This window comes from Paenibacillus sp. DCT19, from assembly GCF_003268635.1.
GTDB lineage: Bacteria > Bacillota > Bacilli > Paenibacillales > Paenibacillaceae > Paenibacillus.
Genome location: NZ_CP029639.1, coordinates 5,110,144 through 5,124,310, shown reverse-complemented (window position 1 = coordinate 5,124,310; position 14,167 = coordinate 5,110,144). Strand labels below are relative to the sequence as shown.

11 protein-coding genes and 1 pseudogene are annotated in these 14,167 nt (G+C 45.1%); 10 read left to right on the top strand and 2 right to left on the bottom strand.

Features of this window, described 5'->3' with window-relative positions; translation table 11 throughout:
• The first annotated feature begins 152 nt into the window (after positions 1–152).
• The 4 genes and pseudogenes from DMB88_RS23395 to yajC all read left to right on the top strand — a co-directional run bounded on the left by DMB88_RS23395 (position 153) and on the right by yajC (position 4,844).
• Positions 153–2,240, top strand: a complete 2,088-nt coding sequence (locus DMB88_RS23395; protein WP_128103282.1) for a SpoIID/LytB domain-containing protein — start codon at positions 153–155, stop codon at positions 2,238–2,240.
• A 7-nt stretch (positions 2,241–2,247) separates the two neighbouring features.
• The gene (gene queA / locus DMB88_RS23390; protein WP_128103281.1) at positions 2,248–3,276 is read left to right on the top strand and encodes a tRNA preQ1(34) S-adenosylmethionine ribosyltransferase-isomerase QueA; all 1,029 of its coding nucleotides are present in this window, start codon (positions 2,248–2,250) and stop codon (positions 3,274–3,276) included.
• A gap of 53 nt (positions 3,277–3,329) precedes the next feature.
• Positions 3,330–4,465: pseudogene (tgt, locus tag DMB88_RS23385) on the top strand (tRNA guanosine(34) transglycosylase Tgt).
• A gap of 67 nt (positions 4,466–4,532) precedes the next feature.
• Positions 4,533–4,844 carry a preprotein translocase subunit YajC gene (gene yajC / locus DMB88_RS23380; protein WP_128103280.1) on the top strand — a complete coding sequence of 104 codons (312 nt, stop codon included), beginning with the start codon at positions 4,533–4,535 and terminating at the stop codon, positions 4,842–4,844.
• 165 nt (positions 4,845–5,009) lie between these two features.
• On the opposite strand, the gene DMB88_RS23375 is transcribed toward yajC, so the two are convergent.
• A complete protein-coding gene (locus DMB88_RS23375; RefSeq protein ID WP_128103279.1) occupies positions 5,010–5,402 on the bottom strand; it encodes a TIGR04086 family membrane protein in 393 nt (130 codons plus the stop codon).
• A gap of 226 nt (positions 5,403–5,628) precedes the next feature.
• Between DMB88_RS23375 and DMB88_RS23370 the strand changes: the two genes are divergently transcribed.
• Complete coding sequence (locus tag DMB88_RS23370) at positions 5,629–6,336, top strand: YetF domain-containing protein (RefSeq protein WP_128104575.1); 708 nt, start codon at positions 5,629–5,631, stop codon at positions 6,334–6,336.
• 8 nt (positions 6,337–6,344) lie between these two features.
• Here DMB88_RS23370 and spoVB read toward each other — a convergent pair whose 3' ends face one another.
• Positions 6,345–7,958, bottom strand: coding sequence for a stage V sporulation protein B (gene spoVB / locus DMB88_RS23365; protein ID WP_128103278.1), 1,614 nt, complete (start codon positions 7,956–7,958; stop codon positions 6,345–6,347).
• 227 nt (positions 7,959–8,185) lie between these two features.
• Here spoVB and DMB88_RS23360 point away from each other — a divergent pair, with 227 nt between their 5' ends.
• From DMB88_RS23360 to recJ, 5 genes are all read left to right on the top strand, one after another.
• On the top strand, positions 8,186–8,425 hold the full coding sequence (locus DMB88_RS23360; RefSeq protein ID WP_056701711.1) for a post-transcriptional regulator: 240 nt from the start codon (positions 8,186–8,188) through the stop codon (positions 8,423–8,425).
• Positions 8,426–8,515: 90 nt separating this feature from the next.
• Positions 8,516–9,766: a protein translocase subunit SecD gene (gene secD / locus DMB88_RS23355; protein WP_128103277.1), complete on the top strand. Its 1,251-nt coding sequence runs from the start codon at positions 8,516–8,518 to the stop codon at positions 9,764–9,766.
• A complete protein-coding gene (secF, locus tag DMB88_RS23350; RefSeq protein WP_128103276.1) occupies positions 9,756–10,664 on the top strand; it encodes a protein translocase subunit SecF in 909 nt (302 codons plus the stop codon). Before secD ends, secF begins: the two co-directional genes overlap by 11 nt.
• Positions 10,665–10,736: 72 nt before the next feature.
• Positions 10,737–11,711 (top strand): cation diffusion facilitator family transporter, encoded by a 975-nt coding sequence (locus DMB88_RS23345; RefSeq protein ID WP_128103275.1) that lies wholly within the window; start codon positions 10,737–10,739, stop codon positions 11,709–11,711.
• A gap of 40 nt (positions 11,712–11,751) precedes the next feature.
• The gene (gene recJ, locus DMB88_RS23340; protein WP_128103274.1) at positions 11,752–14,160 is read left to right on the top strand and encodes a single-stranded-DNA-specific exonuclease RecJ; all 2,409 of its coding nucleotides are present in this window, start codon (positions 11,752–11,754) and stop codon (positions 14,158–14,160) included.
• Positions 14,161–14,167: the final 7 nt, after the last annotated feature.

Below are 14,167 nucleotides of genomic sequence, written 5' to 3'. Positions count from 1 at the left end.
CAGTGGGAAGGACACTCTTCTAGTACATCAACCAGCTAATAAAATATAATGAATTTTAAAATTTATAGATGTATCTATAATGTATATAAGTTCAACTAAACTTTTTAGTTGAACTTATATACACAAGGAAAAGTGCGGAGAGGAGCTTGATCGTGGGGAAAGCAATACAAAATAAAAAATGGAGTCGCCGGTTAAAGGTTTTGGCTGCTGCTGTATTGATGGCAGGATGTCTGCAGGTACCCGCTTATGCAGCAGAAAATGATGGACAGTTAATTCGGGTTGCGATGTTTGCAAATCTAGGAAGCACATATAAATCAACAACACCATTAATTACTCTTGAATCTAATGGAAGTTGGACAGTTGGATCTGAGACGGGTACTAATGTAAGTCTTCCAGCTGGGCAGGTTCGATTCAGTGCGGATGGTTTCCGTGTGAAGGTGTTGGAGACAGCAGATTTCAAAACAGCGGCGGCAGCAGCCAAATTATTGCAACCAACCAGCGATAAGCCGCTACTCTTCAGCTCAAGTGTGAGTGGCAAAACGGTGTATCAGCTCTATACCGGAAACTATGCTACAGAGGCACTTGCTGGACAAGCAGTTGCTCGTGTTCAGAAAGTTGCAGCAGCTCAATTGGGTGGACAGAAACCAGTCATAACCGGAACTAAACATTTATCTACTGGAAACTATAGCTCCTTACAAGAAGCACAAGCGGCGCAAGCTTCTCTCTCAGTATCAGGCGTCACTTCCTATACCGTACTGTCATTGGACGCTGGTAGTTCGGGGTACAGTGTATGGGTCGGTGAAGCTGTAACAGATGCGGAGCTGACTGCTGTGAAAAAGTCAGTTGAGGCACAAGCAGCTGGTATCAGTCTATCTCCTGTAGCTAATAATAGCTCCGCTCTAATCATCCGGCAGGATGCAGGGTTAAGCCTTGACACGCCTAAGACCGCGGTACACTACACGATTGCAGGTACGGTAGCCAAAGCTTGGGTACAAGGAGATGGAAGTGGTATCAAAGTGTTGGAACGTTCCCAGCGGACATATCGAGGGAATATGGAACTAAGTATCGTAAATGGTGACTTGGCCTTAGTGAATGTCGTTCCACTAGAACAATATTTGTACTCCGTTGTTGGAGCAGAGGTGTATTCCTCCTGGCCAGCAGAGGCTCTGAAAGTACAAGCAGTTGCTGCTCGATCCTATGCTCTTCAACAGGGCACTCGCTTCCAAATTGCTAATGTTGTGGATACTACACTAAGTCAAGCCTATAACGGCATTGATTCGGAGAATGATAAAGTAACCAGCGCAGTGGATGCTACGGCAGGAGAAGTTGTCAAAAGTGGGGATAAAATTGTAGAGGCTGTGTTCTCATCTAATGCGGGTGGACAAACGGCACATCCTTCCGAGGTTTGGAACGGGGGAGCAGGAGTCTTCACCAATGTGGATAGCTCTGGAGATACATCAGCGCAGGCTGGATTGCATACGTGGTATCATGTACTGCTCAACTCAGGCATCAGTGGATATATCCGTGAGGACAATGTGAAGGAGCTAAGCTCCAAAACTGATGCAGGTCTTTCCAAGGTTACCGTTACGGCACAGAATACGAATGTTCGTGCCATCCCGCTAATTCAATCTACCGTTGAGCCGGTAGCCAAAATGAATCCAGGAAACGAAGCCGTTGTTTTGGCAAAAGTAGCGCAATCCAATGATTACGCTTGGGTGAGAGGGCCATTTACCTCTGCTCAATTAGTCAAAACGTTACAAGGTAAAACAACAACGGCTGTTCCTTCATCTATCTCAACATTAGAAGTCACGAAGCGCGGACCTTCTGGTCGAGCACTTGAAGTAAGTGCGAATGGACAAGCGCTAACTGTTAAATATGCAGATACGTACCGCTCGGCGCTAGGTGGATTGCCTAGTACTTTATTTGATATTGCAGGTACTGGAAGTTATACTGTATTAGGCGCTGACGGGAATACAGCGAGTAAGACCGGGTCTCAAGGGGCGGCCGTATTGTCTGCCTCAGGTACAGGGACTTCTTCCGGTAATGCCCTTGTTGTCATGAGCGGTGATGGTCAGGCAAGAGCCGTAACTCAGGGACAGAACTTTATGTTCATTGGCCAAGGAAATGGTCATGGATTAGGTTTGTCACAATGGGGAGCCAAAGGCATGGCAGATGAAGGGTATGATTACCAGGAAATATTGAAACACTATTACCAAAATGCGACTATTGTTAAGGAATGAATTGAACATGAATGTGAACTTATATGATTTTGAATTGCCGGAACAGCTTATTGCACAGACGCCGTTGCTTGATCGGACAGCGTCTCGCTTGCTTACGTTGAATAAGGAGAGCGGTGAAGTTAACCATCACACGTTTCCGGATATTATTAATTTTCTACAGCCTGGTGACACACTTGTGCTCAACGATACACGGGTATTGCCAGCTCGTTTGTTTGGAACAAAAGAGGATACTGGAGCCAAAGCGGAAGTGTTACTTCTCAAAAACGTGGAAGGTGATCGCTGGGAAGCACTGGTTAAGCCAGGTAAAAAGCTGAAAGCCGGTTCTGTTATCGTTTTTGGAGATGAACTGAAAGCCGTGATCGACGAAGAAGGCGAAATGGGCGCGCGTATGCTTACATTTTCGTATGAGGGAATCTTTCAGGAAATCTTAGATCGACTCGGTGAAATGCCGTTGCCTCCATATATTAAAGAAACACTGGATGATCGTGAACGCTATCAGACGGTATATGCGAAGCATGAAGGGTCTGCGGCCGCACCAACAGCTGGGCTTCATTTTACAGATGCACTACTTGATCAGATTCGAGCAAAAGGTGTTAACGTAACCTTCATTACGCTTCATGTGGGGCTGGGAACATTCCGCCCGATGTCCGTAGATGTGGTAGAGGATCATGTTATGCATGAGGAGTATTACTCTATCTCACAGGAGACGGCGGATCTCATTAACGAAACGAAGCAACGTGGGAATCGTGTTTTTGCCGTAGGTACGACAAGTTGTCGTACACTTGAAACGGTAGGAAGTAAATTTGAGCATGGGATATTGCAGGAGAGCAGTGGCTGGACTAAAATTTTCATCTATCCTGGATATACCTTCAAGGTTATTGATGGCATGCTGACGAATTTCCATCTTCCGAAATCTACATTGGTCATGCTGGTAAGTGCGCTTGCAGGTAGAGAACACATTATGCACGCCTATGAGGAAGCTATTGCGCAAGAGTATAGATTTTTCAGCTTTGGCGATGCAATGTTGATCTATTAATTGATTCACGAATACAGGTCTAACGATTAACTTTTAGAGGATGATTAAAACCAATGGCAGCAATTACGTACGAACATATTAAAACTTGTAAACAATCTGGTGCCCGATTAGGACGTGTACATACACCTCACGGAATCATTGAGACACCAACGTTCATGCCAGTAGGCACGCAAGCAACCGTTAAAACGATGAGTCCTGAAGAGTTAAAGGAAATGGATGCGCAGATTATTCTGAGTAATACGTATCATCTGTTTCTGAGACCCGGACATGAGATTATTCGTCAAGCTGGTGGCTTGCACAAATTCATGAATTGGGATCGCCCAATTCTGACCGATAGTGGTGGATTCCAAGTATTCTCTCTCAGTGAAATGCGTAAAATCACAGAGGAAGGCGTGAATTTCCGCTCACATCTGAATGGAGACAAAAAGTTCTTGTCCCCAGAAGTGGCTATGGAAATACAGAACGCACTGGGTTCCGATATTATGATGGCATTTGATGAATGTCCGCCATACCCTGCAGAATATGAATATGTGAAAAAATCTCTTGAACGTACTAGCCGCTGGGCTGAGCGTTGCTTGGAAAGTCATGCCCGTCCACATGACCAAGGTCTGTTCGCCATCGTGCAGGGCGGAATGCACGAAGATCTGCGCCGCCAAAGCGCGGCAGATTTGACTTCCATGGATTTCCCGGGGTATGCTATTGGTGGACTGAGTGTTGGAGAACCGAAACATTTAATGTATGGCGTGTTGGATTATACGGTGCCTTTGTTGCCTTCCAACAAACCACGTTATTTAATGGGGTAGGTTCACCCGATGCATTGATTGAGGGATCGATTCGTGGAGTAGACATGTTCGATTGCGTACTTCCAACGCGAATTGCCCGTAACGGAACAACGATGACTAGCCAAGGACGGCTTGTAGTTCGAAATGCCAAGTTTGCAACTGATTTTGGGCCACTTGACCCTGAATGTGATTGCTACACTTGTCGTAACTATTCCAGAGCCTATTTGCGTCATTTAATCAAGGCGGATGAAACGTTTGGCTTGCGTCTGACGACCATCCATAATCTTCATTTCTTGCAGAATTTGATGCGCAACGTGCGTAAAGCCATTATGGAAGATCGTCTGCTTGATTTCCGGGATGAATTTTTCGATCAATATGGTCTTCATGACAATGACAAAGGTTTCTAATGTGGTTTATTGCGGAACCGGAGGAACAAGCATTATCTTGTACGTATAGTCGATAAGGGGAGTTTACATGTTTCAAGGAATGGCACTACAAGCGGCTAATCCAGGCGGAGGTATTGTATCTTTGATTGTACCTTTGGTACTTATGGTTGCGATTTTCTACTTCTTGATGATTCGTCCACAGAACAAGAAGCAAAAACAGCGTAATTCGATGCTTAGCCAGTTGAAAAAAGGCGATAAAATCGTAACAATCGGTGGTCTCCATGGTACAATCGCTGAAATTACAGAAGACGTGGTTGTTCTACGCGTAAACGATGTAACGAAGCTTACATTTGATCGTAATGCGATCAGCAGTGCAGTAAGTCGTGAAACTGCTGAATAATTATAAATGAGCGAGAAGTTGTAGACGTACTTAGATCTCGCTCACAGTAGTTAATTTTATTTATTACAGAACCGGAGCTCCTGCTATAGGGCTCCGGTTCTTTTTTTGTTTTTAGAATGACCCAGATGCCTTTATGCCCCATGTCAGACAAACACTCGTTAGCTGTTAGTTCCGCCGTGTGTTTACCCCAAAAATTCCACCCAGAGCAGAGATTAGAAATGCACTTGCGAGTTGTAAGCTATCTTTCCAGTTGAACGAGGCATCCAATGCCAGGAAACCAATGACCAGTACAATGAAGCCATAAACGACACCCGTAAGACCACCGTGATACCATCCTTTTTCACCAGATCTTTTGCCAGCTACAAATCCACCAATGAGTAGCGACAGCCCATGAACAACGTAAGTATACAGGGAAAGATCCTGCTCCCGCATTCCAGTCATCCAGAGAAATAAAGAAAGAACCAATGCTCCTAGTAACATCCAAACAAAGGCATGACAGAGTCCCGACAAAATTGGGTTGGACATTCGAAACGAGATCACTCGGCGAATCAGCTGCATGAAGCATCCCCCTTGTACAAGTTTGAAATTAATACAGTGTATGGTCAAGCCTTCGGACTTATGAACTGAATTTTCCATTAAATGAATGGATTTGCTCTGCATGAGCATGTTAGCTTCGGGTCAAAATAGGGATTACGCTACAGGTGCCTATGGATAACTCAAACAAAGGAGGAACCTTGTCGTGAACTTCTCAGATATCGGAGCCCATATTTTTCGAACAATCCTCATGTATTTCATTGTCTATGGCGCGATCAGGGTGATGGGGAAGAGGGAAATTGGAAAGCTGTCCATGTTTGACCTCGTCGTGTCCATTATGCTTGCAGAGATTGCGGCCTTCGTCATCGAGGATATGGAAAAACCTCTTTCTCACGGAATAGTGCCCATGCTAACTGTACTTATAATGCAGATTGGTGTGGCATTTATCAGTCTCAAGAGTCGTAGACTTCGCCTAATGATTGATGGCAAACCGACGGTTCTCATCTCCAAAGGTACTCTGCATCGGGATGAGATGCGTAAGCAACGATACAATCTGGATGATCTGTTACTTCAGTTGCGTGAGCAAAATATAGATAGCATTGGCGACGTCGAGTTTGCCATTCTTGAGACAACAGGTAAATTAACAGTATTTCCGAGCAATCAGAGCAATTCAGGTGGAAACGGATCATCAAATAATGGAGGCAGCTCCCATACCAAACAAAAAGCTAGGCAAGAACGAGTGGATGGATTCCAGAATATCAAATATGAAGGTCTGCCCTTGCCACTAATCATGGATGGCAAAGTTCAGGATCAAAATCTTGAACTTATTCAGAAAACAAGATTCTGGCTTAAAAATCAGATTCAGCAAAAAGGCATTCTTGATTTCAAGGAAGTATTTATCTGTTCCATTGATCATAATGGCAAAGTCTATGTTAGCCTGAAGGATGATTCCAAATAAGATATCGCTTATTTACGTGATCTACGTTCAAACCATGAACCGATAATAGGCACACGGGACAAATCATGAAAATCAATCATACGTGTCAAACCCATTACGATTAAATACACGATTAATCCTATCGAAGGAGCAAGAATCATTCTTGCCCATAGTGGCAGAATAACGATCGTATGCTCATAAACAAGAAGAGTTGCTGCACCCATGATGAACATGCCTGTGCCTGTCTTAACCCAGTCCATCAATTTGAAACGAAATTGGAGCAAAGTACGCACACTTCTTGCATGTAATAAAGTTACGATTGTCGAGTTAGCACATATAGCAATAATAGCACCAAAGATGCCGTATTCAGGACGTGAAGCGAGCAGTAGAATCAGTGTGATTTTGATTACAGCACCGATAAATGTATTGAGCAATGCTTTTCCCGGACGATCGAGTGCCTGTAATGCAGCCTGCAGAGGAGCCTGAATGTAAATAAAGAGAGCAAAAGGAGCCATCAGTTTCAGCATGCTTCCAATCGATGCATCATTGTAGAGAATAAGACACATCGGTTCGGCAAGCACATACATAAAAACAGAAAAAGGAGCACCTGTAACGAGTGCAAGCCTCAGAGCTTGATGCATGCGTTTATGAATCAAGGCACGATCACCCTGCGCAGAGGCTTCAGACAATGAAGGGACGAGAGATGTTGCCAGCGATGAGGTAAGTGCTCCTGGAAGCAATAATAATGGAATAATCATGCCTTGCAGTGCTCCGTATTGGGCGGTAGCTAACCCTCGTGAAATTCCTGCAATGGCCAAGCTTTGCGCGGTTACAATGGTTTCGGCAAGATAGGATAAGGAACCAACCAATCGTCCTGCTGTAACAGGTACAGAGATGGCTAACAACCGGCGAATAAGGCTGTGCTGTGAATGATCCGTTTGAGGAACTGCACCGAGATTGTTTTTTTCTTGAGGCACGACTGATTTTGGAATGTAGAGGTGTTCTGTATCGTTTTTTTGTCTATGGTAGCTCCATAACAGTACGAGCATGCCAATGAATTCACCAACCAAAGCACCTAGCATTGCACCAGCGGCAGCTTGAGCAATACCTTGGGGAAGCAACAACCAAGCAAACCAAATCACGCAAATAATACGAACAATCGTTTCAACAATAGAGGAAGCTGCCGTAGGAATCATATTTTGCTTACCTTGGAAGTAACCTCTGTAAACAGCCGACACAGCGATAATTGCAATCATGGGACTCATGCTAACAAATGTGTGGTATACTCGTTCATCGGTAAGAACATAACGGGTGACCCAAGGGGCAAAAACAATGCATAGAAACATAAAAATTACACCAAGCGTCAACGTAAAGGCTAAACTAATCTGCAGGATCCGTTGAGGAGAAAAACGATTTGCACCTGTGTCTGCTTCAGCTACGAGTTTAGCGACGGCAAGTGGTATGCCGCCGGTAATTAAGGTTACGAGCACAATGAAGAAGGGGTAACTTAACTGATAGATTCCGACGCCTTCTGCTCCGATAACCCGTGGTAATGCAATACGTGGGATGAATCCGAGAATACGATTAATAATGCCTGCGGCGAGCAGGATCATAGCTCCCTGGATAAATGTCTGCTTCTTCAAGACTACCCCTCTTTCCCGAATGAAAATAACAGGTTTCGTTAATGGGACAAAGCCGTTGTTCTTCATCCTATGCCAGTCCATGATCCTCTCATGACAATTTGATCACGATTAACAAAAAGATCCATCACCAGCAAGAAGGAATATGACCAGGTGAAGTCGAATGATGTAATATTGATGCCGCATAAAGGCTTGTGTGTGGGAAGGGAGGCTAATCCCCGTTGGAGGAAATGAACGATATGGAGATGGAACAGTCCATTGAGATGCTCTGCTGCAGCAAGGCGGAAGAGTTTAGGCTTGTAGGTTATGAATATGTGACCAGCAAAGATGTCTGGAATTGCGTCAGTCATAAATATGAAAAGCAGGGCATTCCACCGCTTCACCAGCTGGTGAACGACATTTTGTCACTGAAAGCAACAAGCTTTATGAACTTTATGACCGTGTCTGCATACCGGGGATCCTCTTTCTAGCGAAAGGGATCTTTTTTGTTGAAAATTGACTGCTTTTTACGGCATCGCTATAATAGGAATATTGAGAACGAAAGGGGATCTAGGAACGGCATGAAAAGAATTATCAGTTTCATTCTGGTCGTGCTTGTCACCACAGGGGTAATGGTGGGAACAAGCCCGGAGCTGCTCAAAAATATACGCTTGGGCCTTGATTTAAAGGGAGGCTACGAGATCTTATATGAAGCGGAGCCGCTTGATGGGGGACAACAAGTCACCAAAGCATCTTTGGTGCAAACGGCCAAGAGTCTAGAAAGCCGTGCCAATGCGCTCGGAACAAGCGAACCGGAGGTAACTACTGAAGGAACTAACCGGATTCGATTGAAGTTGGCTGGGGTTACGGATGAGGCTGAAGTTAGAGCCAAAATGAAAGAACCTGCCGTCTTGACCTTCCGTAGTAAAGCAGAGAACGACAAGGAAGGCGAGTACACCAAGATTGAGCTTCGTGGTAATGAATTTGTAGAGAATGCTGCAAAAGTTGTATTCACGCAATTGAATGAACCGATGATTGACATTCAAGTGAAAGACAAAGCTAAATTCTCTGAGATCACCAAACGTTTGGTTGGACAACCACTCGCGATTTATTTGGATGATGAGCTGCTGTCTGCGCCTACGGTCAGACAACAACTAACAGATGGTTCTGCTCAAATCTCAGGTTCTTATACGCGCGAAGAAGCAAATCAGCTTCGTGATACGATTAACCTAGGTGCGCTTCCGCTGAAACTGACAGAGAAGTATTCCCAAAGTGTTGGTGCAACGCTGGGTAAATTGTCATTGGATCAGACGATCAAAGCAGGTTTGATTGGGTCAGTGCTCATCCTTGTATTTATGATTGGGATTTACCGTATTCCGGGGATCATTGCGAGCTTTGCGTTGATTACACATACGTGGTTGGTGCTTGCTATTTTCTACTTAGGGGAGTTTGTCCTTACCCTTCCGGGTATCGCGGCATTTATTCTAGGTATAGGGATGGCGGTTGACGCCAATATCATCACGTACGAACGGATCAAAGAAGAAATGCGGAGTGGTAAGTCGATCTTGTCATCGGTCAAAGCGGGTAGTAAGCATTCCTTCCGCACAATTATTGACTCTAACATAACTACGATCATTGCTGCTGCTGTTATGTTCTACTTTGGTACGGGTGCAGTTAAAGGCTTCGCACTTGTGTTGATTTTTGACATCGTCACAAGTATTATCACGAATATTTTCTTCTCCCGCTTCCTGTTAACCTTGCTCGTACGGGGTAACGTCTTGAAGAAGCCTAAGTACTTCGGAGTGAAGGAGAGTGAAATTCGTGCGCTTTAATTGGAATTATGATTATATTAAAGGCAGTAAATTTGCCTATATTTTCTCAATTATCCTAACCGTAGCTGGAATTGTTAGTATTCTAACGCTTGGTTTGAACTATGCGGTTGATTTCCGTGCTGGATCGAATGTTGATATTTCAGTATCCAAGGCGATTACAACGGAACAGATTAGACCTATCGTTGCTGATCTTGGTGTTGATGAGGGCGATGTAACGATCACACCGGGTTCAGATCGGGTTAATGTTCGTTTTTCCAATGAGCTTGATGAGACGCAAGAGAGTACATTCAAGCAGGAATTCAGCAAACTGGATTCCACTGCTTCTTACGAAGTAAACACGGTAGACCCTGAAATGGCAAAGGAACTGGAACGTAATGCGATTTATGCCGTTCTCATTGCAAGTGTCGGGATCATGATTTATGTAGCGATTCGCTTCGAGTGGCGCTTCGGTTTGGCGGCAGTAATTGCTCTCTTCCATGACGCATTTGTTGTAATAAGTGTGTTCTCGATCTTCCGTCTGGAAGTGGATCTAACCTTTATTACCGCTGTATTAACCATCGTCGGTTTCTCCATCAACGATACGATCGTTATCTTTGACCGAATTCGTGAAAATTTACGTTTTGCCAAAAAGACTACCAAGGCAGATTTACGCCAGATCGTTAACAGCAGTTTGGCACAAACGATGACACGTTCCCTAAATACGACATTCACCGTATTTGCAGCTTCCATCTGTTTGTTCATTTTCGGTGGGGAGTCCATTCGGATGTTCTCGCTTGCCATGGTAATCGGAACGCTGTTCGGTGCGTATTCTTCCATCTTTATCGCTGCTCCACTATGGCTGACGCTTAAAGGTAAACAAATTGATAAGCCAAAAACAGCGGCTAAAGCATCTAACTAAACATCTTATTGTGAAGCCGCGTCTACTAGGCGCGGCTTTGTAACTTTAGAGACAGAAACAAGGGGAATTTCCATGGCCAGAGAACATATTCCAACGGTTCAAGCGGCAACGTGGAGCGGTATTGCTGGGAATATGACGCTTGCAGTAATTAAGGCTGTTGTCGGGTATTTGGCCAATAGCAAATCGTTGCTTGCAGATGGTCTGTACTCTGCCTCAGAAGCTGCCTCTTCACTGGCAGGACTATTCCCTTCCCATTCTGTACGGCATAAGAGTAGGGATACAGAACGAGCAGCTACGCGCTCTAAGGAGCATTCACGTGTAGCGAGACCTGGAATCTCGGTTTTGCTGTCTGTTCTCATTCTTATGGGAGGATTACAGATTGCAATTTCAGCCTTAAGTAGCCTGATAGGTGATACTCCTGTGGCATCAGATAAATATCAGCATGCACTTGTCGCAGCCTTTGCAGCCTTAGCTATTAAGGAAGCCATTTTCCAATTTCAATACAGGTATTTCCGGAAAAGAAATCAAGCACAAGCACTGACCTATGCTCAGCAGCATCGCCGAGCGCTTTACTGCTCCCTTACGGTATTGGTTGGGATCATTGGTTCAATGATCGGGGAGATGTCAGGATGGAGTATGCTTCTGTACATGGATCCAGCAGCGGCATTAATTGCATCTTGTTTCGTGTTTCATAAAGGTTATAGAATGATTGTAGACACAGTATATGGTTCTCTAGTTCAAGAGCTGCAACAGGAAGAGGCCCTGGATTTCAAAGAGACTGTACAGCGAGTGTACGGCGTCATTACAATTGAACAATTGGTTGCCCGCGAACAGGAGCATGCCGTTACCATTGAACTCATTATTAGCGTAAATCCACGGATCTCCGTATTAGAGGCTCAGGAGATATCTAATCGAGCCAAAACGCTGCTCTTCACTCGGTTCAGCCATGTCAAGGAAGTACAAATTCAGGCAGTACCCTATGACCCTGGGTATCCGTATAAATCCAATCATGAACTGCCCGATCATGAAGCGACATTAATTCAGTAATGGAGCTCGGATCCTGTAGATCAAGAAAGGAGCGTTATTATTGCTTTATTCGCAATACCGGTGGAATACACGACATATCGATTTGGATGCGGCTGCGGGACTCTCGCAGGCGCTTTCCGTGTCATCTCTTGTTGGACGTTTGTTAGTTAGTCGCGGGGTTCATAATGAAATGGAGGCCGAACGGTTTTTACATCCAGATCTGAATCAGATGCATGATCCTTATCTGCTGCTTGGTATGAAAGAAGCTGTACCTCGAATCCGCCAGGCTATTGAACGAGAAGAACATATTTTGATTTATGGAGATTATGACGCAGATGGTGTTTCCAGTACTTCACTGATGATCCATCTGATGCGCCATCTGGGTGCGTCCTACGATATTTACATTCCGCATCGTTCCAACGAAGGTTATGGACTTCACAATCATGCATTAGATTGGGCGCATCAACAGGGTGTGACGCTGGTGATTACCGTCGATACTGGCATAAGTGCAGTAGAACAGATTGCCTATGCGTCTACGCTAGGGATAGAAGTAATCGTTACTGACCACCATGAACCTCCTGAAATACTTCCCGAGGCGTACACACTCATTAATCCGAAACTACCGGAGTGCCCTTATCCATTTAAGGGGTTGGCGGGCGCAGGCGTGGCTCTAAAGCTGGCTCAGGCTCTTATTGGTGAAGTGCCAGGTGAATGGATGGAGATTGCAGCCATTGGCACCATCGCTGACTTGATGCCACTCGAAGGTGAGAATCGAGTTATTGTCAGTTATGGAATTGAGTCCATGCGTGGCTCACGTCTTCCTGGTGTAAGTGCTCTTCTTGAAATCAGTGGTGTGGATCAGAGTCAGGTAACCTCGATTAACATTGCTTTTGCAATGGCACCCCGTATTAATGCGAGTGGACGCTTGGATCATGCAGGACGAGCTGTATCTCTTCTAACGACTGAAGATTTGGACGAAGCTCATACCCTTGCAGGACAACTGGATCTGCTTAACAGAGAGCGGCAACAGGTTGTTGAGGGGATTCTTCAGGAAGCAACAGCTCAGTTAGAACAGAAAATTGAGCTTAACTCTGGTGCGGTTCCCGATGTGATCGTTCTTGCGGGAGAAGGGTGGAATGTTGGGGTTGTAGGTATCGTTGCATCTAAGTTGCTGGAACGTTACTATCGGCCAACACTCATTCTGGGCATTGACGCGCAGAGTGGGGTTTGCAAAGGCTCTGCTCGTTCCATCGATGGATTGGATATCTACGAAGCATTAACGGCTTGCAAAGACTCCATGGATCATTATGGAGGGCATCCAGCTGCGGCAGGCATGACACTTCATCGAAATCAGTTGGAAGAGCTGGAGAGAGGCTTGAATGAGTTTGCTGCTAATGTTTTAACCGAAGAGGATTTTGTACCTCAGCGTCTTGCTGATGATGAATGTTGTATCAGTGATGTGCCTTTGAAAGTGATTCAAGAGATTGACAGACTGCAACCGTTCGGGATGAGCAATCCTTCTCCTCGTTTCGTATTTAGAAATGTTACGGTTAAAGAGACCCGAACGATGGGGCGAGAGAAACGTCATCTGAAACTTGTGCTGGAGCAAGAAGGACACCAATTAGAGACCGTGGCCTTTGGCAAAGGAGCACTCGCTGAGTTTTTACCGGTGGGTTCCATTATTGACGTTATGGGCGAGCTGTCGATTAACGAGTGGAATGGAATGCGCAAGCCACAATTGATGCTCCAGGATATTCATGTGCCTCAAGCACAGGTGTTTGATTTGAGAGGAAATGGTGAGCCGCTGAGTACAATGAAGCAGTTCCTGAGCACACTAGAAGTACATTTAAGATACAAATCAGGTTCGGTTGGTGCAATTGTGAAGAACGAAACGAATGTTTCTGAGGGAAATTCATTGTATGAACCGTGCCTTTGGGTATATGATAGAAAGGTCGGGTTATTTCCGTGTAATGCTGCTGCGCAGCAATATGGACAGGAACAGATCCGGACGTTATTTGTGTTTGATACGCCGGAAACACCGGAACAACTTGATGCTATGCTGGCTATGTTCAGCGGAGCCGAGAATATCATCCTTCTGCACGGATCAGGCAACCGCCGAGATCGCCTTCAGATGCCTTCCAGAGAACTTTTCAAGCGCATCTATATGCTGGTATCGAAATGGAGAGCTGAACCGGTGGAGGAAAAAGAGATTACTCCTGTACTCAGCCGTCAGTGTGGCTGTTCTCCACGTATGATCACCATGATGCTTGATGTATTTGAGGAGTTATCCTTCATTACAAGAGACTTTGGAAAAATTGCGTTTGTGGATAACCCACCCAAACGTGAGCTAACCGCGTCGCGTCATTATCAGGCGCTGGAAAGTATGGCCGAGACGGAGCAAGTGATGCTGGATGCATCTACGCCTCAGCTGACACAATGGATGATATCCCGGATGAAGGGCGTATCTTAGATGGAAG